This is a genomic window from Rhodococcus sp. MS16 (assembly GCF_013277795.1).
GTDB classification, from domain to species: domain Bacteria; phylum Actinomycetota; class Actinomycetes; order Mycobacteriales; family Mycobacteriaceae; genus Rhodococcus_F; species Rhodococcus_F globerula.
This window is the reverse complement of record NZ_VBTM01000009.1, coordinates 165,531-185,749: the sequence shown is the minus strand read 5'-3', so window position 1 is coordinate 185,749 and position 20,219 is coordinate 165,531. Positions and strand designations below refer to the sequence as shown.

Sequence of the window (20,219 nt, the reverse complement as noted above, 5' to 3'; positions counted from 1 at the left end):
GCTGAAAAGCCGAGGCCGCGACGATTTTGTCGCGGCCTCGGCTGCTTTTCCGCCCGACCAGGTGTGTTCGGCTTGGGGGTAGTTGTTTCGCGCAGAGCGGGGCTGCAGGTCTGATGATCTGCAGCTCCGCTCTTGTCTATTTCGGCCTGCTTAGCTCACCCAAGACGGTGGCCAGCAACATTTTGCTCCTTATTGGACGTCCGTCTTACCAAAACTGATACAGGTAGCAGTTTTCTAGCTACTCTGTGATTCAACTTTTGATCAACAGTTCCTAACCAAAATGTCGGCTCGCTGGGTGGGCTTCCCTTCTGCTGCGCAAAGCAGATTCGGATTCAGCTCAACTGCTGCTGTGGCACTGGCTGCGGCGGTTGTTCCGTCCAGTCAGCGCATCGCAAGAGAGGGCTCGAAGTACATGAAAGACAAGAAGTTACGTCGGTTGTTAGCCGGCGTCAGCACCGCAGCGATGGCGGTGGGCTTCGCCACGACGTTCGGCGTCATGACGGCGTCCGCTGCGCCCGTGAGCACATCGACGGCGTCAGGCAGTTGGACATTCAACCGAACGATCAGCAACGGTACGCCCGTCCCCGGCGAGACAATTACCGTCACGAACAACATCCGTTGGAACGGTGGTCTCGCTCCGACCATCAGTGCCTTCAAGGACATTCACCCGGACTGCCTCACCTACGTCGTGGATTCGTCAAAAGTCGCCGGAAATGGCGTCGGCACGAGTTCGACCTCCACATCTGTGAGCATGACAGGATCGTGGATCCGCAGCGCCGTCGATCGGAACATCGACTACACGGTCAAGTACACCGTCGGCCAGAACTGTGCCCGCGACGTCGCCTTGATAACGGGCGCCGGCATCAGCGCGAACCAGGGTACGGGCTCTGAAACCGCCAATACGGGTCCGTCTATCACCGTTGCAAAGGCTGCAACGCAGACCAGCCTCACCGTAGCGCCTGCACCGCAGGCTGATCGAGCCTCGACTCTGACGGCCACCGTCACAACAGGTGCCACCGGCAACGTCGACTTCTTGAACAACGGCAACCTCCTCGGTACCGGCACGATCGCCAACGGCACCGCTACCTACGCGTGGACTCCGTCCGGCGCGGACGCGGGCCAGCCGTACTCGATCACCGCGAAGTACCTCAGCGACGCCACCAACGCAGTATCGACCTCGGCCGCGCAGACCGGGACTGTGGCAGCTGCGCCGACCGCCCCTGCGGCGCCGACCGCAGTCACCGTGAACCCGACATCTGTTGTTGTCGGCGGCACTGTGACGGTTTCCGGGACTGCTGAGGCCAATTCGGAGGTCACTGTCATAGCTGGTGAGAAGACGTGCAAGGTCACTGCTGGTGCTGCCGGTGCTTTCAGCTGTGACATCGTCACCAGCGAGGTCGGCACCCTGACCGTGACTGCCGTTGCGGCGAATGCTGTTGGTGTCGGTCCGATCTCAGCTCCGGTCACTGTGACCGTCTTGGCTCCGCCTGATGTTGATACGACGCTGGGTTTGTCGGTTCCGTCTGTTGCGACGGCGGGTGTTGCTGTTGATTTGACGGCGACGGTTGCTCCGGCTTCCGCTGTGGGTTCGGTGTCGTTCAAGGTTGGCGGTGTCGAGGTTGGTACTGCTGTGGTGTCGAATGGTGTTGCGACGCTGTCGCACACGTTTGCTGCTGCGGGTGTGCAGTCGGTGACGGCTGATTTCTCGGGTGCTGGTTTTGTGGCGTCGAGTGCGGGTCCGTCGACGGTGACGGTCTCTGATCCGGTTCCGGTGGATGTGGAAACGTCTCTGGTGCTGGGTGTTCCGGCTGCGGCGACGACGGGTGACGCGGTTGATTTGACGGCGACGGTTGCTCCGGTTTCTGCTGTGGGTTCGGTGTCGTTCAAGGTTGGCGGTGTCGAGGTTGGTTCTGCTGTGGTGTCGAATGGTGTTGCGACGCTGTCGCACACGTTTGCTGCTGCGGGTGTGCAGTCGGTGACGGCTGATTTCTCGGGTGCTGGTTTTGTGGCGTCGAGTGCGGGTCCGTCGTCGGTGACGGTCTCTGATCCGGTTCCGGTGGATGTGGAAACGTCTCTGGTGCTGGGTGTTCCGGCTGCGGCGACGACGGGTGACGCGGTTGATTTGACGGCGACGGTTGCTCCGGCAAATGCGGTGGGTTCGGTGTCGTTCAAGGTTGGCGGTGTCGAGGTTGGTACCGCTGTTGTGTCGAATGGTGTTGCGACTCTTTCGCACACGTTTGCTGCTGCTGGTGTGCAGTCGGTGACGGCAGACTTCTCGGGCGCTGGTTTTGTGGCGTCGAGTGCGGGTCCGTCGACGGTGACGGTGTCTGATGCAGTGGTGGTCGACACGACTTCGACAACCGTGCTCAGTGTTGCCGGTGAAGCGAAGGTCGGTGTGGAACTGGATCTTTCCGCTGCGGTTGCCGGTCAGCCTTCAGGTGATCCGGCTCCGTCGGGCGGCACGGTCACCTTCAAGGTTGACGGTGTCGGTGTTGGTTCGGTTCCTGTAGTCAACGGTGCAGCGACGCTGGCACACACGTTCAACGCCGTCGGCACGGTTACGGTGACTGCGGTGTACAGCGGTTCCGGTACGTTGGCCGGCTCGACGTCGAACGCGGAGACTATCAATGTGACGGTTGAAGCGTCGACTGATGTGGATACGACGACAACGTTGAATGTTCCGGCCTCAGGTGTTGTGGGTAAGAGTGTTCAGTTGAAGGCCAATGTGTCTCCGCTGGGCAGCGTCGGCACAGTGCAGTTCTTCGAGGGCAATGTGCCGTTGGGCGCAGCGGTGGACGTGGTCAATGGTGTTGCTGTTCTTGATCACACCTTCGCCACTGCGGGTAATCATTCGATCACTGCGGTGTTCAGCGGTGGTCCCGGGATGAAGGCGTCGGAATCTACCGGGTCGACGATCAACGTCACTGAGGCGGGCACGGAACCCGGTGGATCGGGTTCGCTGGGTAACATCTTCGGCTCGTAGAGCGGAATTGATCGTTCTTCGCCCGTAACATGAAGTGGGGCTGCAGGTCTGACGACCTGCAGCCCCACTTTCGGCTAGGTCGAGGCTAGAGCTTGCGGGTGCGCAACTCGTGTCCCTTGGACGTCTTGCAGGCGCCGGTTTCGAGATCCCACTGCCAGCCGTGCAGGTTGCACGTGAGCTTGTTGCCTTCCACCACACCGAATTTGGTGAGGTCGGCCTTCAGGTGCGGGCAACGACGCTGAATCTCGTAACCGCCCAGCTCGATTGACGCGGTGTCGTCGTGGGCTTCGGAGAACCAGCCGTCGGCGTAGGCGATGCGCTCGTCGGTGAGGCACTTGAAGAACGTGTAGAGGAACTCGTTGTACCCGCCCACTCGCCACGCCTGGAAGCGGGTGGAGAGGAAGATGGTGTTGACCCAGTCAGGTTCGTCGTCGCGCAGGACGGTGCGAACCAACTCGGGTGCGATGCGGAATCCGTAGCGGTACTTGCCTTCACCGTCGATGGGCTCGCGGACGAGGCGCTTCGGGAAGTCGAGGACTACCGTCTCGTCGCCCATGACAAGTCCGACCGGGTAGCCGATGCCGTCGCAGATGACGTCCGACTGGGCCATGATGGGCTCGAACTTTGCCTTGATCGCTTCGAGGAGCGGTTCACCCTCGGCCGGTGCCCACGATGCCTTTTCGGCAGCGAGAACGGGAGCCATCTTCTGGGCCATGTTCTCGATGTACTCGGCCTTGTTCGAGAAGATCTTGTCGACCTCTGCATCCGGAATCGGATGGGACAGAACAGCTTCACTGCCATGAATATCCACGACCGAGCCGGGGATCATCAGCAGGCCGCCGTTGTTGCCGTGGATGCGCATCTGCTCGAGGAACACGATCTGATCGGGGAAGATGTTTCCCTCGTCGTCGTGATCGTCGTTGAGGTCACGCAGAGCGTCGTCGAGGAATACCGGCGGGCCGGCCGACGGGACGACCCAGGTGGCGTCGACCTGCTCGATGTAGCTACGGCAGCGGTCCATGCCGCGCTGACGCTTCTGCTTGCCGAAGTTGCGCTTGGTGCCCTTGGGGATGTCGTACACCATCGGGTACCAGATGGCGCCCGAGTACTGCAGAAGGTGGATGTCGATCTTGCCGAACTGCTCGCCCAGTACGTCCATGTCGACGGGACGCGCGTCGTTCATGTTGAAGCAGGTGGTCTCGCCGTCGGAAATCACGATGCCGGAGTCGCCGATCGGGCCGTCAGCCGGAGCGCGCAGGGCAATGATCATGATCTCCAGGTCACCCTTGGGGCCCGAGACCGTGTGCTTGACGGAGTCCTCGGTTTCGAAGAACTTGTGGAAACCGAGCTTCTCGAGCTCACGCTTGAGGTCCGGGACCGGGTAGTCCGGCAGTAGGACTGTGGCGTCCTTGTTGACGTGCTTGCTCAGGTTCTCGGGATCGAAATGATCCTTGTGAAGGTGCGAGACGTACAGGTAATCGCAATTACCGATGGCGTCCCAATCCAACTCCGAGTTATCCGGGAACGGGAACCACGACGCAAAATACGCGGGGTTGACCCACGGATCGCACAGGATCGAGCCTGCGGTCGTCTGAATGTGGAATCCGGCGTGACCGACGCTGGTGACCTGCACTGGTATGCCTCCTGAAAATGTGCTGAGCGACGGTACCAGGGTAGGCCCTCCGCGCGGCGGGTTCGATCAGGCAACCCCTGGGCATCGCGGATAACCCGACGTCACCATGGGAAACACGCGCCCACGCGGTGGGTCAGATCACGGGTTCACCGCTAGGCTGGGAACCTGTGGACCCCGTATACAGAACAGTCATCGGCATCGCCCGTACCGTCTTCGCGTTAGAAGGCCTGAAGTTCTCGGTTCAGGGCGATCGGAATATCCCCGCAACCGGTGGTGCGGTGATCGCGATCAACCACACCGGATACATGGACTTCACCTACGCGGGTTTGCCGGCGCGCACCCCGAAGCGGTACATCCGGTTCATGGCCAAGAAGGAAGTTTTCGACAACAAGATTTCCGGGCCCATCATGCGAGCCCTCAAGCACATCCCCGTCGATCGTGGTGCCGGTGCCGATTCCTACAAGGCGGCCGTCGATTTCCTCAAGCGCGGCGAACTGGTCGGCGTATATCCGGAAGCCACGATCAGTCGGAGCTTCGAGATCAAGGAATTCAAGTCCGGTGCTGCCCGCATGGCCATCGAGGCCGGTGTTCCCATCGTCCCCGTCGCGATCTGGGGTGCACAGCGCGTGTGGACCAAGGGATATCCGAAGCGGTTGGGCCGCACCAATACTCCGATCTCCATTGCTGTCGGTGAGCCCATCCAACCGTTCGAGCCGGCCAGCGAGCTGACAGCCAAGCTGCGCACGACGATGCAGGAACTGCTGCTCGAAGCTCAGAAGGGTTACCAGCACCCCGCAGGTGAGTACTGGGTACCCGCACGATTGGGTGGCAGTGCGCCCACCCTCGAACAGGCAGACAAGATGGATGCCGAAGAAGCTGAGGCCAAGGCAAAAGCACGCGAGGCCCGCAAGTCGGAAGGCTGAGCCCGTGACCGCCGAACCCGTGTACACGGCAGTCGAGACCACCGCGCGTGTTCTCTGCCGTCTACAGGGTCTGGCGGTTACCAGAACCGGCACCGAGAACGTTCCGCATACCGGCGGAGCGGTGATCGCGATCAACCACACGAGCTACCTGGACTTCATCCATGCGGCCCTTGCCGTGCGCGAGTCGAAGCGGAAGCTTCGGGTGATGGCCAAAACGGAATTGGCGAACAACAAGGTTCTCGCGTTCCTCATGCGCGGATGTGGCGTCATCGAAGTGGATCGCTCGGCGGGTGCCGCGGCCTTCCAGGTCGGCGTCGACGCGTTGCGTCGTGGCGAATTGGTTGGCGTGTATCCGGAGGCGACAATCAGTCGGAGCTTCGAGATCAAGGAATTCAAGTCCGGCGCGGCCCGGATGGCAATCGAAGCGAATGTGCCGATCATTCCCGTGATTGTCTGGGGTGCGCAGCGGTTGGTGACAAAAGGCGGACCGAAGAATTTGGGCCGCAACCACTTTCCCATCTCCGTGGAGGTTGGGGCGCCAATTGATCCGGTAGAACCGGCAGAGGCACTTACCGAAATCCTGAGAATCGAGATGGACGCCATCTTGCATCACGTTCAGGATGGGTTTGCTCACGAGCCTGGTGGGTACTGGGTCCCGCGCCGGCTCGGGGGAGGAGCGCCCACTCCGGAGGAAGCTGCGGCAATGGATATGGCGGATCGCGCGAAGCGGGCACTCTGAACCAACCACCATTGCTTGGTCGCGTAGGCCTGTCTCCGGTGGTGGTGGGGACAGTGAGGGCATTGTCTGTTCGACGACCCAATTTTTCTTACTGCGGTTTTCGATGATCTTCGCAACTCTTGGGCAGTGGGCGAGCCATCGGTGTGGACGATTTACCCTCGTATTCTGGAAGGGCCGAAAGTCGAGGTGAGCGGGGATATTGGCTTTGTAGGTGCGCAAACGCATCTACTTCTTCCTCGGCTCGGTCGACGCTAGATACCTCGAAACTGTTGTAACGGATGATTTTTCGCTGTAAACAATAGGCACTGGCGGTCACCTCGGTGATGAAGATACGGGTATCGCTCACATCTGATGATCTTGGCATTGTGAAATGCATGGTGGTCCTCGCCCTCTGCCCGATCGAATGGACGATCGAGCAGAGGGGCTTGCCGTGGTGGATTAGTGGAGTGTGCGCTGCAGATAACTGGTTCTCTACAGATCGTTCCGGCGCAGATTGGTTGTCTGATCCAGGTGTTCGCCTCTGATTAGGCGAGATCCCATTCGTCCCGCAGTGCTCCTAATAGGGTCTTCTGCCGGTCTTGCATGGTTGTGGGTGTCCATTCCGGTTCACTGAGTACTTGGCTCGTCAGTGCGAATGTCGCCACTCCGCGCTTACCAGTGAAATACTTCGATTTCTTCTTCTCGAAGTCGAAGTTCTGCGCTTCGGAGTTCTTGGCCTGGTTCAGCAGAACAAGGTTCGCGAGGCGGTGTGTCCACTCCTGGCGTTCCTTGTTGGTGAAATCGTTCAGCCACTGCGATCCAGGACTGGGGTTCTGGGGGAGTACGTGTTCGACGGTAATGAGGCGATGCTCGTATCGCACGCCTGGGCTTTTCGCCAATGCCTCGTCCAGTCTCAGGAGGATGTAGCGGCGTCCTTTGGTGTAGAGGTAGATGTCGCCTTCCAACCCCTGGAGAGTTTCCTCGATCTCTCTTGAAGTGAGATCAAAGGAAGGCGCATTCAGTCCGGCACCGGCATCGAGTTCACGCAGTATTTCCGCGTATCGCCGGACACGGGGTGTGTTGTACACATGACGGACCAGCATGCTGGCGGCGAGTCGTTCGAGCTGTTTGAGGAATGCATCAAGCCAGGCGGGTTCGTCGCTGTGGTGGCGCAGAGCCCAGAGCGCGACGGGTCGCCAGTCGTTGTTCTCGATCTTGTCGAGCCGTCGGAACCATGCATTGATCAGGTCGGCGCCGTGGGCGGCGGTGTACGAGTGATCTCGCATCTGTGCGTAGGCGTTGGCGTAGGGGACGACGATGTCGTCGACGAATTCTGTAGCTCGATCCGGGAGATACGCATTGAGAACTTGTTCGGGAAATTCCTTGAGTAGTTCCCGTTTTCCACGTTCCTTGGAGAAGATCATCCGGATATGGAGAAACAGATCACCGAAATCGTCGTGGCCGAGAGTGGCCTCGGCATCTTCCCATTTGTCTGCGTAGACCTTGGACAAGACTTCCGATATTGCTCCGACGACTTGTGATTTGAAGATGTCGGCCGGGGAGAGGTCGAGTCCTCTCGCATTCATGACGGAGAAGATTCGGTGTGCACTGTTGAGATCAGGTGTGGTCACGATGACGAGGAATGTCTTTTGCCCGAGCAATTGTACGAGGCCGAGACGGGCATTCTCGTCGCGCGAGTGAAGCAATTCCCATAGTGCTTTCGCGTTGGCATGGATTGATCGTTGCGCGTCGGTTGCCAGTGTTTCCGGTTTACGTGCAAAGAGTGCCTGGAGTTGACCGGGATTCTGGACGTGCTGGGTGAAGAATTCTGTGTCCCGGTCGCGGAGGGTCAGTCGTGGCTTTGATGCCAGTCCCTGGACTTTGCTGCCCGGTTCTTGGAGCATCACTTCGAGTTCACGGGCAAGGCCTGAATCGGTAGTGAGGTCGCGCAGTACCGCTAGCAGAATCGTCAGGGTGGTGAGACGTTGTTGGCCGTCGATGACATCGGCAGAGGTTTCGTCGCTCGACTTCACGAGGACTACCGAGCCTAAGAAATACGGTTCGTCGGGTCCTCGGTCGAGGGCTTCTGTCAGGTCTTCGAGTAGTTGACAGGCTTGCTCTGTCCCCCAGGAATATGGACGTTGGTACTCCGGGATCCGGAAATCGTAGTCACTGCAGAACACTTTGCGGAGGGGTACCTCATGCGCTTCCAACTGTTTCACTTTCGTATCATCTCGTATGAGTAATGCATCGTTACCGCCGCCGAGTGGCATGCGGAGTAAATCCGCAACGGAATCTTCTCCGACACATCAAGCGGGTCGCTCTCGTTAATTGATCTACCTGCCATGTCACTGTTGTGAACGAGATTTTGCCAGCTGGTTGGGAAAGTGTCGGACGTGCTCGGTACGGTATTGAACGGCTAAGCGCTAAGAACTCGGATGAGATTGCCACTGGTCCTCACCTCTCTCCAACTCTTGTAGTGAATAGCGGCATGAGCTACGGCGATATCAGGGTTCGAACCTCGAGAGGAACGCGGTTGTGAAGATTGTTTTTCTGCACGGAATTGGTGACGGCGACCCGAAATCGGGTTGGCTCGACGGCCTCGATCGCGGTCTCGCGCAGGCCGGTTTCGGTGCGGTCAACCGGGACACGGTCATCGCGCCTCACTACAGTTCGTTCCTCACCACAAGCGGTATCAGCGCGAAATTGCCGCCGGTGACATATAAACCACGTGACGACTCGGCTAGTCGGCGTGGATTCGAGCGGCGTCAGGCGAAAGTCCAGCGGAAGTTGGGTCTCGAGGGCGGAGTGCGCACCTTCGGGTTCCACCGCGTCCCGGGGCAGGTACTCGCTTCGCTGCAGCAGGTTGCAATCGGATCGCTACCGTTCTTCGATCTGCAGCAAGTACGCAAATATGTACGGGAGGAACCGGTTCGGGGAGCGATCCTTCGACACATCCTCGATCATCTGCCGACCTCCGGCGAGATCATTCTGATCGGCCACAGTCTGGGCAGCGTTATCGCGATCGACCTTCTCGACCATCTTCCTGAAGACGTCCATGTCCGTAGGTTCATCACTATCGGAAGTCCGGCGAATGTTCAGGCCGTCCATGACGGCAGCGAGCGTCTACTCAAGAAGTTTCCGTACGGCCGGGTCGATGACTGGTCGAACTTTCTTGATGTCGGGGACGTTGTCACGGGCGGTCGAGGGTTGGCGACTACGTTCCCGGGTGCTCAGGATTTTGTCATCGACAACGGCGCATCGCATGCTTCTGGTGCATATCTCGGGCACCGCGCAGTTTCCGCGTTGGTGGCAGATCTGCTCTATCCGTCGAAGGAAGTCGCACTGCGAACGTCGGACATCGCGGTTCGTCTCAATGACAACGAGGCCTCGGTGTTGCTGATGTTGCACTACGCGCATTCGGTGCGTCGCAATATCAAAGACAAGGCGCTGGCCGAACGTTACGCACATGCGCTCGACATCGTCCAGGACAACGTCGTCGCTCAAATTGAGCAGGCTGCGTCGGTCGGCGGACAGCCTGTCGCGACTGAAATGCAGCAACTGGCCAGCGGGCAGCTACCGATGCTTCCGCATAGGTGGGAAGTGCACGAAGTGGTCGGCGAGTTGGTAATTCTCGCGCTGACAAACATCATCGATCCGTACGAGCTTGATGTTGGCAACGCACCTAGAGGTGCGCTCGCCGACATCGCCGTCGAACTCGGGTTCAATCGTCAACTCGGAACGATAGTGAGTACCGCCCTCGAAGACGTCCAGAAATGCCTGGACAGTCGCGGTGGTGTTCCTTGGGGCAGGGTGGTCACAGCTGCGGTCGGTCTCGCGTTGGTAGCAGCAGGTCCGGTTGGACTCGTAATGGCTGCGCCGGCAACGGCATTCGGAGCGGCGGCTCTCACTGGTGGCCTCGCAGCATTTGGACCCGGTGGAATGGTCGGTGGCCTTGCCATGCTTGGTGGCTTGGCTTCAACTGGTGCCGCAGTGGCCGCATCTGCAGCAGTGGGTGGCGGCGCCTCGGAACAGCCGATTGCGGATTCGACCACGTTGATCTTGCGGGTATCGACCGAGCATGCGCACAAGCTGCTTGGACTTCCTCATGACGAATCGCTGTGGTATCAGTTGGCAGATGTGGAGACGAAACTCTCTGCTCGTATCAATCGACTCGCTGCGTTCAGCGATCCTAAATCCGGGCAGCTGACTCACCTGCATGCGGCGAAATCGACTGTGGACAAACTGATGACATTCGTACTCGATCAAGGATTATCGCCACGAGCCATCGAGGCCGCGAGAGGGGAAAAGCCCTTGGCTGACAAGGAATTGATCGATATTCCAGCCTTGACATGAGCACCCGAATCTTCCGATGGTTTCTGATGCGAGCAACACGCTGATGCGCTTTCTACGTTGGATTCGGTGATTGCCGAACTCTCCACCATCGCGTCGAAGCTGAGCGATTATGCGGAAATCGTTAACTGCAGCGAACGTCAGCACAGAGACGCGGCCCCAACTCAAATCGAGAGAGTTGGGGCCGCGGGTCGCTTTCAGCATCGATCAGTCGAACAGACCCTGCATGAGATCAGGGTCGGGAGATGCAAGGTCAACTCTCGTCGGGGGTTCCGATTCGCCGGTCAGCCCTTCAACAATGGCCATGAGATCCGCATCCGTGATCACCCGCGCGTGGTTGGTTGCCTGATAGGCAGCCGATTCCACCCGCGGATCGCTCATGTCCTACCTCTCGTTCAATCAATAGTGTCGGAATGTCCATTGCGGACGCGCTGAGCGAGACCGTCGTACCTGACAGGCACAATGGCGGGGTGAGCCCAGAGCGTCCGACCAGCCCAGCCCGCCCAACTCTTGTCGCGACTGATGTCGACGGCACCTTGATCAACGAGGACGAGTTGGTCAGCGCTCGCACCCGCGAGGTGATTCATGCCGTCGTGGAATCGGGGACGCCCTTCCTCCTGGCAACGGGTCGCCCGCCGCGCTGGATTTCACCAGTCGTCGAAAGCCTGGGATACGCACCTTTGGCGGTCTGCGCCAACGGTGCTGTTGTCTACGACAGTTATGCCGACCGCGTGCTCAGCGCCGCAACCTTGTCGGTGGAGGCGCTGATCGAACTCTCGGGGCTGGCACTCTCCGTGCTTCCCGCTGCCGGCCTGGCAGCCGAACGAGTGGGGGAGAGCGCCCACGACGCGGCCACCCCACAATTTGTCAGCTCCCCGGACTACGAACATGCGTGGCTCAACCCCGACAACACGGAGATGTCCGAGGACGATGTACTGGCGGTCCCGGCTGTAAAACTGCTGATCCGTCGGCCGGGAATGACAAGCACCGCGATGTACGACGCTCTGGCCCCGCACGTCGGGTCGCTGGCAGACATGACGTACTCCACGGAGAACGGGCTGATCGAACTCTCGGCTCCCGGCATCACGAAGGCGTCGGGCCTCGTGGCTGCGGCGAATCAGTTCGGGTTCGACCTGTCTGGCCTGGTGGCGTTCGGCGATATGCCCAACGACATTCCCATGCTCGCGATGGCAAATCTGGGCGTCGCGATGGGTAACGCCCACCCCGAGGCAAAAGCTGCGGCAGACGAAGTTACCGAGACCAATTCCCAGCACGGGGTCGCAAAAGTCCTCGAGCGCTGGTGGTCGTAAAACCCACCAGCGCCCGAGGACTTCCCGCAGGAGTTATCCCACGGCATTGAGAATCTGTGTGACTACACCGGTGATCTGGTTGAAGATCAGGGCGCCGTTCTCGAAGTCGCTACGGAATCCGTCCGGAATCGAGTACTCGTCCGAGATGGGGAGTCCGAGGGAACCCAGATCCGATCCGTAGCTCTGCCATGCCTTGAAGATCTCGCCGACCACGGTGTACACGCCCCCGTTGGGGGAGGTGTAGATAGCGCCGTTCTGGAACAACGCTCCCAGATTGCCGAACTTTGCCTGCAGTTCTCCGGTGATGGCCTCACCGAGTCGGCCGAGGTCGCCGCCTTCGGCGATCCACTTCTGTGCGAGCGGGGAGTTGTCGGTCAACTTCAGAACCTGGTTGACGAGGTCCGTCACGGAAGACCCCGTGCCACCGGCAACGGTGTCAGCCGGAGTGTTGGGCTTCTGCACGGGAGGCGTGACGGGGTTGGCCGGGGCCGTTACTCCGTTAGCCGCATTGGCTGCGATCTGGCGGATTTCACCCATGCGGGCGTACGCGGCATCGCCGGGGCAGGCGGTGCTTCCGACGTCACGGTGAGCGAAGATGATCGGCAAATCGACTGCAGCACCCTGCGGGTACGGCGTGTACGGCGTGCCTTCGGAGTACATGGTGGTGCGGCCCATCGGATTGAGACCGGCCAACTTGAGCCGCCACCCGAGGAACTGACCAACCGAATTCAGCATCGCCGACGACGGCTGAACGGTGGAGTAGTCACCCATCATCGCGATACCGACGGTGTTCTCGTTGAAACCACCGGCATGCGCACCCTGGACGGGCTTGTCCAAACCGCCTGCGCGGCCTTCGAAGATCTGGCCGTACTTGTCGACGAGCACGTTGTATCCGACGTCGCACCAGCCGAGCGTCTGTGCGTGGTAGGCGTAGATCGAACGGACGATCCCAGCCGACTCGGCCTTCGTGTAGTTGTTGACGCCCGCGGTGTGGTGCACGGTGGCACCGCCGAGGCCGTCGTCGTACGTCGGGCCGTCGCATCGCAAGCCTTCGTCAGCACCCCACTGCGAGCGAGTGATCACTGCGGGACCGCCGGTCGAGAACGGTGCCGCAACTGCCTGCAGATTGTCGTCCGACGGGCTGGTGCCCGGATCGATGAGTACGGCCGTGACCTCGTCAGCGGTGGTCTCGACCTGGCGAAGCGGCTTCGACACCGATGCCGGGGTGTAACCGAGTTCGCCTTCGGGAGCCGGGGCGGCCTCGGTGGTGGGCGCTACCTCTGCCGGCGCTGATGAGGCGGGCGCGGGAGCTGCGTCGGTTGCCGGTGCGTCCCGCGGAGTCAGAATCTGGATGGCCTTGGTGAGTCCGACGTAGAGGGGTTCGGTAGCGGAAAGAGTGTTCGTCGCCTGTTCGGCGTCGATGGCATCGGGGGAGAACCACGGGCCCCAGATGCCGTCCTCGGACAGCGCGCGGATCTTGGACTTCGCCGAGTCAACGGTGTCCGAGGTCAACGCGACCATGCTGAACGGGGCGTCGCGAGTGAGTTGCTTGACCACAGCGCCGGGGAATTCCTCATCCTGAACAGGCGTTTCCGTCGGCGCAGCCGGATCGGCCGGTGCCGGCAGAAGCTCCGTCGGAATCGTGATTCCGGGAGGCAGCGCGATGTCGGTGGGGATCAGTGCCTTGAGATCGCCGAGGTTGATGTCGGGCAGATCGAGCCCCGTCAGTTCCTTGAGCGGAATGACGATGTCGGGAACCGACGCGAGCAGAACCTGCGAGATCTGGGTGGGCACCGCCACGGACGACGTCTCGTTTGCCGAGCGGACGTCAGGCGTGTCGTTGGTGAGGCCGTATACCGCAAAAGGACTTGCGACAGCCAGTGCGGCTACGGCCCCAAGTACGAATGAGGGCTTCGGTCGACGGTGTGGCAAGGGATGACTCCTCGGTTGTAGTTACTTACGAGCGAATTTCAGGGCCGGTAACGGCCTCGAACAGAATCGGCCGGAACCGGATCCGAGCAGGTCGGAGGCCATGTTGCGCGGATCAACTCCATCTTTCGGTCGCATATGTCTGCAACTCGTGATGCGGATGTGACTCGTGTGACTGGTGTTGCTAAGTCCAGGCACTCTTGCCACACTAGTCACAAGAGTCCATAACGCTCAACCTTAGGGTGAGACTTTAGCCAAATCGTTGTGGACTGGACCACGTGCGGAGAACCGACTTCGCAGCCCCGTGAGTCCGGTGGCGATGAGGAGAGCGTTGATGGCGAAGAACGAGCGAAGCGGAACCGCAGGTAAAAAGCCTGTTAGACGCCGTTTCCTGGTGAGTGGACCCGGTCGACGCCGTTCCGTGATGCGTATCTCCGTGCTGGGATTGATTCCCGCTCTGGCGCTCGGAATTGCCGTCGGAGGTATCGGAACTCTTTACCAGGACGAGCCGTCGGTTATGCCCGTCGTGTCCGCCGACACCCAATTCACTCTCTCCGGCCATGGCAACGGTCACGGCCGCGGAATGGGTCAATGGGGCGCTTACGGCTACGCCAAAAACCAGGGTTGGTCCGGCGAGCGAATTCTCAGCCACTACTACGGCGGCACTGTTCTCGACTCCATGCCGCCCGCTCAGATGAGCGTTCGGCTGACGGCCCGCGACGACGAGACCCTCGACGTGTACTCCGCCGCCGGAATGGTCGTGAACGGGCAGCGCACCGCGCCCGGTGAAGCCGCCCACCTGACCGCGCTTCCGGGCGGCGGCGCCAGCGTGGTCGTCACCAGCGGCTGCGGCGGCGGTGTCGTCTGGGAAGCGGTCATGAATCATCCGTGGGTGGACCCGGTCGATCTGTCCCCGGACCGGCCCGCCGACCAATTCTTGACGATGTGCGACGACAACGCCCCGTATCGCGGCGCGCTCGGTGTTGTGCTCGACAACGGCGCGGCGCGCACGGTCAACCTGCTCGACATGGAGGACTACCTACTCGGAGTCGTGCCGGTCGAGGCGAAGGCCGATTGGGCCGATTCCGGTGGGGCAGAAGCACTGCGGGCGCAGGCCGTCGCCGCGCGGTCGTATGCCGCAGTCGAGCATCGCAGCTCTTACGCCGACACCTGCGACACGCAGGACTGCCAGGTCTACGGCGGCGCAGGCAAGGAAGATCCACGAACCACCGAGGCCGTGCGCAGCACCACCGGCGCAGTTCTCTCACGCGACGGCGACATCGTTGCCACCGAATTCTCCTCGTCTACAGGCGGTTACAGCTCAGGGGGAGCATTCCCGGCTGTGGCAGACGAAGGTGACACCATCTCGCCCAATCATGACTGGACGCAGATGTTTTCCGCCGGCGAGATCGCGGAGGCCTTCGGGGTCGGCGAATTGACGTCGCTGAAAGTTCTCTCCCGAAACGGCCTCGGCGTCGACGGCGGCCGCGTCACGGCTCTCGAAGTTGTCGGAACAAAGGCAACCGTCGGTGTCACCGGAATGCAGGCGAGGATGAAATTGGGGCTGAAATCCGACTGGTTCACTATCGGTGACGGCGCTGGTGTGGTAGAGAGTCCGGTATCGGAAGCTGTAGCGCCAGAACTAAATTCGCAAATTACTGATTCGTCCGGTACGGTTGTCGAGACGCAGATCGAGGCAAAGTATCGAGAGTTCGGTGGCGCCACCGGCACTCTCGGCGCTCCGGTCGGCCCGGAGATGCAATTGCCCTCCGAGGCCGGTACCTTCCGCGTCTTCGAAAATGGAACCATCATCTGGACCGAGATTTTGGGTGCGCAGGTAGTTGATGCCAACGTGCTCCGCGAGTGGATACCGACGGATATGAGCTAGGGGAAGATCGGTCGATATTTACCTCGCACAAAAACGATTCTGTCGGGCCTCGCCGCAATCCGGTGTAGGCCCGACAGGTCGTTTACGGCCCGGAGATCAGATGGTGGGGGCGTCGCCGAGCAGTCGATATTCGAGCCACAGTTCGGCCCGTTCGGTAGGGGAGCTGAGATCGAGTTGGAGCAGGCTCTCGATGCGAGCGAGCCTGCTGCGCAACGTATGTCGATGAATGTTCAGTGCAGTGGCCGCAGCGTCTCCCACTCCGTTGTGGGCCAGCCACATGGCCAAGGTCCGGTAGAGGTCGCTGCCACCCTTTGCTTCGAGTAGTGGGCGAAGGTGGGCCGCCGCAAAAGCCGTCGACCGATCGGGATCGAGAAACGCCGACAATCCACTTTCGGAGAGTTCCGCAAAACGCATCGACGGCAGGTTACGGGCACTGGCCTCGGCTGCTGCCTGCGCGGCCTGCCTTCTGGCCCGCGAGAGATCGTCCCACCACAGCATGTCCGACACTCCGACGGTTACGTCGATACCTTTGATACGAGCGAGAATTCGTTCGCTGTCCGTGGCCGAGACGACGGCGATGAGCGCGCCGTCGGTGATGCCGAATGCCAAATCGCGGCTGAGGCCGTCGAGCAATGAGACGGACACGCTCTCGAGTAGGCCGACGGAGCCCGCGACGTGGAAGACCTGAAAGGGTTCAATCGGAAATCCGCCCCACAGCTCTCCGGAGATGTTGCGCGCGAGCGTATTCTGGCCCTCGAAGAGCTGATGCATCGCCACCGTGCGTAAGTGATTCATCGTCAGCTGTGCATCTCGCGTGCGGGCCGTCATCAACGTGAGAAGGGAAGCGGCGGTGATCACGATGCCCTGATTCAGTGACCCGACGGCGCCGGGGCAGCCGGCGACGAGGTATCCCATCAGCTTTCCCCGCGACGTTGTCAGGGGATGGGAGATGACGTCCTCGTTCTCGCTCGTGACAAAGCTGACCTCCATCGGACGGGCCTCACGCTCGGGGGCGGTGCGCTCGATTCCCGCGGCCGCGGCGGTGTGCGATATCTCGACGGTGTGGCCTGCCGAGTCCAGCAGTGCGGCCCATCCGCCGATCAACTCCGCGACCCGGCGCACAACTGCTCGGGTCCCGTTGACCGTCACAGCGGCTTGGAGGAGTCGCCGCACGCTCTGATAGTTGTTGCGCAGGGCTTTCATGTCGTCCTCGGACTGTGCCCGGGACACCGCTTTTGTCAGTGCGATGAACGGCGTTCGCAGTGGGACGTCGAGAAGAGGCACGTTGAAACGTGTGGCCGCATCTACGAGAGCCTGCGGTACTTCCTCGTATCCGAGGCCGGTTCCGAAACCGATTCCGGCAATTCCGACGCCCACCAGGGTCCGCACGAATCGGGTTGTTCCCGCGGCCGTCATGGGTAGCGACACCCCGGTGATGAGGAGTAATTCGCCGCCGTCGAGGAAGGGCGTCGGGTCGGGGAGTTCGGAGACATGTGCCCAGGTCAGGGTGCGGTCGAGCTGATCTTGCCCGGCCAGTACTCGCAGGCCGAACTGTTCGGTCGCGCAGAGCTGGCGCAGGGTGATGGGCATGGGTTCAGTCTGGCACCTCGTTCGCGCCACTATGTAGTGCCTGCGGTCACGTTTGTACAAAGTGGAGCCTGTCGCGAGGGGGTTCGAGGTCCGACACTGGCGCTAGCCAAAAAGCGCCACCAAAATCCCACCGGAGAATCCCACAAGGAGTTTCGATGTCCAGTACGGACCAACCCGCGCTTCAGCACACGCTGAAGAAGCGGCACCTGTCGATGATCGCGATCGCAGGCGTCATCGGGGCCGGACTGTTTGTCGGCTCCGGCGTGGCGATCCAGGAAACGGGCCCCGGCGTCCTGATTTCCTACGCACTTGCCGGCGTCGTCGTCATCCTCGTGATGCGCATGCTCGGTGAGATGTCGGCGGCGTCCCCGGAAACCGGGTCGTTCTCCTCGTACGCAGACAAGGCCATCGGCCGCTGGGCCGGCTTCTCCATCGGCTGGCTGTACGCGTGGTTCTGGATCATCGTCCTCGGAATCGAGGCCACCGCAGGCGCTCTCATCATGAACCGATGGGTACCGGGTGTTCCGCAATGGACCTGGGCACTGATTCTGATGATCGTGCTGACCTTGACCAACATCATCTCGGTCAAGTCGTTCGGTGAGTTCGAGTTCTGGTTCGCGTCCATCAAAGTTGTTGCCATCATCGCGTTCCTCGGCATGGGTGTCGTCGCGATCTGTGGATGGATGCCCGGCGTCGAAGCACCAGGCATGACCAACCTGACCGGCCACGGCGGGTTCCTGCCCAACGGCACGGGGGCGATGCTTGCCGCGGTCCTTGTGGTGGTGTTCTCGTTCTTCGGAGCTGAAATCGCGACCATTGCCGCTGGTGAATCGGCTAATCCGCTGGAAGCTGTTCGCGCAGCCGTCAAATCCGTCGTGTGGCGAATCCTCATCTTCTACATCGGCTCGATCGCTGTTGTCGTCACCCTGCTGCCGTGGGACAGCGCGTCTGTCGCGCTCAGCCCGTACGTCGCCGTCATGGACTCGTACGGCATCCCGGCCGCGGGCAACATCATGGACGTCGTTGTTCTCACCTCCGTCCTGTCCTGCCTGAACTCCGGCCTGTACACCGCAAGCCGCATGATCTTCTCCCTCGCCGGACGCGGCGACGCCCCGAAGTCGCTCTCCCGCATCGAGAAGACCGGCGTCCCGATGCGCGCCGTGCTGGTCTCGACCATCGTCGGATTCCTGACGGTTGGCATGAACTACCTGTCCCCGGACAAGGTGTTCCTGTTCCTCGTGAACTCCTCCGGTGCGATCGCGCTCTTCGTGTGGCTCGTTATCTCCGTGTCCCAGTTGCGAACTCGTCGCAAGCTCGAAGCGTCAGGCCAGGAACTGGAACTGAAGATGTGGCTCTTCCCGTACCTCACCTACGCCACCATCGCGGCAATCATCGCGCTCTGCATCGGCATGGTCGTCCTCGACTCGACCCGTAGTCAGATGTTCGTATCCCTGGGTCTGGCGGCGATCCTCGTGGGAATCGGGCTCTACCGCTACCGGAACGACGACAAGGCCGACGACCACAAGACCGACGACCACAAGACCGGGGCCACCCCGACTGAGGTAACTCCAACGGTCGAAACGACAACAGCGGCAGCCACCACAAAGGCCTGACGCCTACGTCCCCATCTGCGCGATACTTAGATGTCCTAGTATCGGCCACGGAACGAGAATTTCGAGCGCCGTGCGCACAGCAGATGGGGACAATCATGACCACACCCGAACCGATCGTCATCGTCGACGGGGCTCGCACCCCGGTCGGTAGCTTCGGTGGCGTCTTCAAGGACGTCCCCGCACACGAGCTCGGCGCCACGGCTGCCAAGGCCGCGCTGACCCGCGCCGGCGTTGCACCCGAGGACATCGACGAGGTTGTCATGGGCTGCATCGGCCAGGTCGGTCCAGACGCCTACAACGCGCGCCGCGTCGGCATCGCAGCCGGACTGCCCGAGAACGTTCCCGCGTACACCGTCAACCGCCTCTGTGGCAGCGGTCTGCAGGCAATCTGGTCGGCAGCCATGCAGATGCGCTGGGGCGCCGCCGCCATCACGCTCGCCGGCGGCGACGAGAGCATGTCCCGCATGCCGTTCTACGATTTCTCCGCCCGCGCCGGCTTCAAGTTGGGCGATCACGGCCTCGTCGACGGCACCGTCGCGATGCTCACCGACCCCTTCAGCAACGCCCACATGGGCCGCACCGCCGAAGCCGTCGCCCGTAAGTACGGCGTCAGCCGCGAGCAGCAGGACGAGTTTGCCGTCGAATCGCAGCGACGCGCAGCCACCGACGCCGCAAAGGCCGCTTTCGCCGAGGAGATCACCGCGGTCGAAACCGGTGGCCGTCGCTCCGTCACCGTCACCGAGGACGAGCACCCCAAGCCCGGCACCACGATGGAAACCCTCGCGAAGCTGCGCCCCGCATTCGAAGAGGGCGGCTCCGTCACCGCCGGCAACGCGTCGGGCATCAACGACGGCGCAGCAGCCCTCGTTCTCGCCACGGGCACCGAGGCAGCCAAGCGCGGCTTGACCGGTCTGGTCACGCTCGAAGCCGTCACGACGGCAGCCATGGAGCCAGGCCTGATGGGCTACGCTCCCGTGCTCGCCCTCGAAAAGCTCTTTGCACAAACAGGTTTGAAGCCGTCCGACATCGGCACCGCCGAGGTGAACGAGGCATTTGCTTCGCAGGCCATCGCCGTCATCCGCGACGCCGGCCTCGACCCGGAGAAGACCAACCCGTACGGCGGCGCCATCGCCCTCGGCCACCCCGTCGGCGCAACCGGCGCGATCCTGACGCTGCGCGCTGCCCGCGACATGGTGCGCCGCGACCTCGAATTCGGCATCGTCACCATGTGCATCGGTGGCGGCCAGGCCCTCGCCGCCCTGCTCAAGCGAGTCTGATC

At 61.3% G+C, this 20,219-nt stretch carries 13 protein-coding genes; 8 read left to right on the top strand and 5 right to left on the bottom strand.

The window, feature by feature from the left end:
• Window positions 1-349: 349 nt before the first annotated feature.
• Window positions 350-2,983: an Ig-like domain-containing protein gene (locus tag FEZ60_RS21010; RefSeq protein ID WP_172936904.1), complete on the top strand. Its 2,634-nt coding sequence runs from the start codon at window positions 350-352 to the stop codon at window positions 2,981-2,983.
• Window positions 2,984-3,068: 85 nt separating this feature from the next.
• On the opposite strand, the gene FEZ60_RS21005 is transcribed toward FEZ60_RS21010, so the two are convergent.
• The gene (locus FEZ60_RS21005; protein WP_033235170.1) at window positions 3,069-4,616 is read right to left on the bottom strand and encodes an MBL fold metallo-hydrolase; all 1,548 of its coding nucleotides are present in this window, start codon (window positions 4,614-4,616) and stop codon (window positions 3,069-3,071) included.
• Between the two features lie 167 nt (window positions 4,617-4,783).
• Here FEZ60_RS21005 and FEZ60_RS21000 point away from each other — a divergent pair, with 167 nt between their 5' ends.
• Both FEZ60_RS21000 and FEZ60_RS20995 read left to right on the top strand, forming a co-directional pair.
• A complete protein-coding gene (locus tag FEZ60_RS21000) occupies window positions 4,784-5,539 on the top strand; it encodes a 1-acyl-sn-glycerol-3-phosphate acyltransferase (RefSeq protein ID WP_172936903.1) in 756 nt (251 codons plus the stop codon).
• Window positions 5,540-5,543: 4 nt separating this feature from the next.
• Window positions 5,544-6,278, top strand: coding sequence for a 1-acyl-sn-glycerol-3-phosphate acyltransferase (locus FEZ60_RS20995; RefSeq protein WP_172936902.1), 735 nt, complete (start codon window positions 5,544-5,546; stop codon window positions 6,276-6,278).
• A 524-nt stretch (window positions 6,279-6,802) separates the two neighbouring features.
• Here the strand turns inward: FEZ60_RS20995 and FEZ60_RS20990 are convergent.
• Window positions 6,803-8,479, bottom strand: a complete 1,677-nt coding sequence (locus FEZ60_RS20990) for a DUF262 domain-containing protein (protein ID WP_172936901.1) — start codon at window positions 8,477-8,479, stop codon at window positions 6,803-6,805.
• A 316-nt stretch (window positions 8,480-8,795) separates the two neighbouring features.
• On the opposite strand from FEZ60_RS20990, the gene FEZ60_RS20985 reads away from it, so the two are divergent.
• Window positions 8,796-10,613 carry an alpha/beta hydrolase gene (locus FEZ60_RS20985; protein ID WP_116103845.1) on the top strand — a complete coding sequence of 606 codons (1,818 nt, stop codon included), beginning with the start codon at window positions 8,796-8,798 and terminating at the stop codon, window positions 10,611-10,613.
• 204 nt (window positions 10,614-10,817) lie between these two features.
• Here FEZ60_RS20985 and FEZ60_RS20980 read toward each other — a convergent pair whose 3' ends face one another.
• The gene (locus FEZ60_RS20980) at window positions 10,818-10,991 is read right to left on the bottom strand and encodes a hypothetical protein (RefSeq protein ID WP_172936900.1); all 174 of its coding nucleotides are present in this window, start codon (window positions 10,989-10,991) and stop codon (window positions 10,818-10,820) included.
• A gap of 32 nt (window positions 10,992-11,023) precedes the next feature.
• Between FEZ60_RS20980 and FEZ60_RS20975 the strand changes: the two genes are divergently transcribed.
• Window positions 11,024-11,920: an HAD family hydrolase gene (locus FEZ60_RS20975; protein ID WP_242484739.1), complete on the top strand. Its 897-nt coding sequence runs from the start codon at window positions 11,024-11,026 to the stop codon at window positions 11,918-11,920.
• 33 nt (window positions 11,921-11,953) lie between these two features.
• Here the strand turns inward: FEZ60_RS20975 and FEZ60_RS20970 are convergent, their stop codons facing one another.
• Window positions 11,954-13,852, bottom strand: coding sequence for an N-acetylmuramoyl-L-alanine amidase (locus tag FEZ60_RS20970; protein ID WP_172936899.1), 1,899 nt, complete (start codon window positions 13,850-13,852; stop codon window positions 11,954-11,956).
• Window positions 13,853-14,183: 331 nt separating this feature from the next.
• On the opposite strand from FEZ60_RS20970, the gene FEZ60_RS20965 reads away from it, so the two are divergent.
• Window positions 14,184-15,737, top strand: a complete 1,554-nt coding sequence (locus FEZ60_RS20965) for a SpoIID/LytB domain-containing protein (RefSeq protein ID WP_172936898.1) — start codon at window positions 14,184-14,186, stop codon at window positions 15,735-15,737.
• A 96-nt stretch (window positions 15,738-15,833) separates the two neighbouring features.
• Here the strand turns inward: FEZ60_RS20965 and FEZ60_RS20960 are convergent, their stop codons facing one another.
• Entirely contained in the window at window positions 15,834-17,327 is a 1,494-nt protein-coding gene (locus tag FEZ60_RS20960) for a PucR family transcriptional regulator (RefSeq protein WP_172936897.1), read from the bottom strand.
• 155 nt (window positions 17,328-17,482) lie between these two features.
• On the opposite strand from FEZ60_RS20960, the gene FEZ60_RS20955 reads away from it, so the two are divergent.
• Window positions 17,483-18,940 carry an amino acid permease gene (locus FEZ60_RS20955; RefSeq protein WP_172936896.1) on the top strand — a complete coding sequence of 486 codons (1,458 nt, stop codon included), beginning with the start codon at window positions 17,483-17,485 and terminating at the stop codon, window positions 18,938-18,940.
• 95 nt (window positions 18,941-19,035) lie between these two features.
• Complete coding sequence (locus FEZ60_RS20950) at window positions 19,036-20,217, top strand: thiolase family protein (RefSeq protein ID WP_045066844.1); 1,182 nt, start codon at window positions 19,036-19,038, stop codon at window positions 20,215-20,217.
• Window positions 20,218-20,219: the final 2 nt, after the last annotated feature.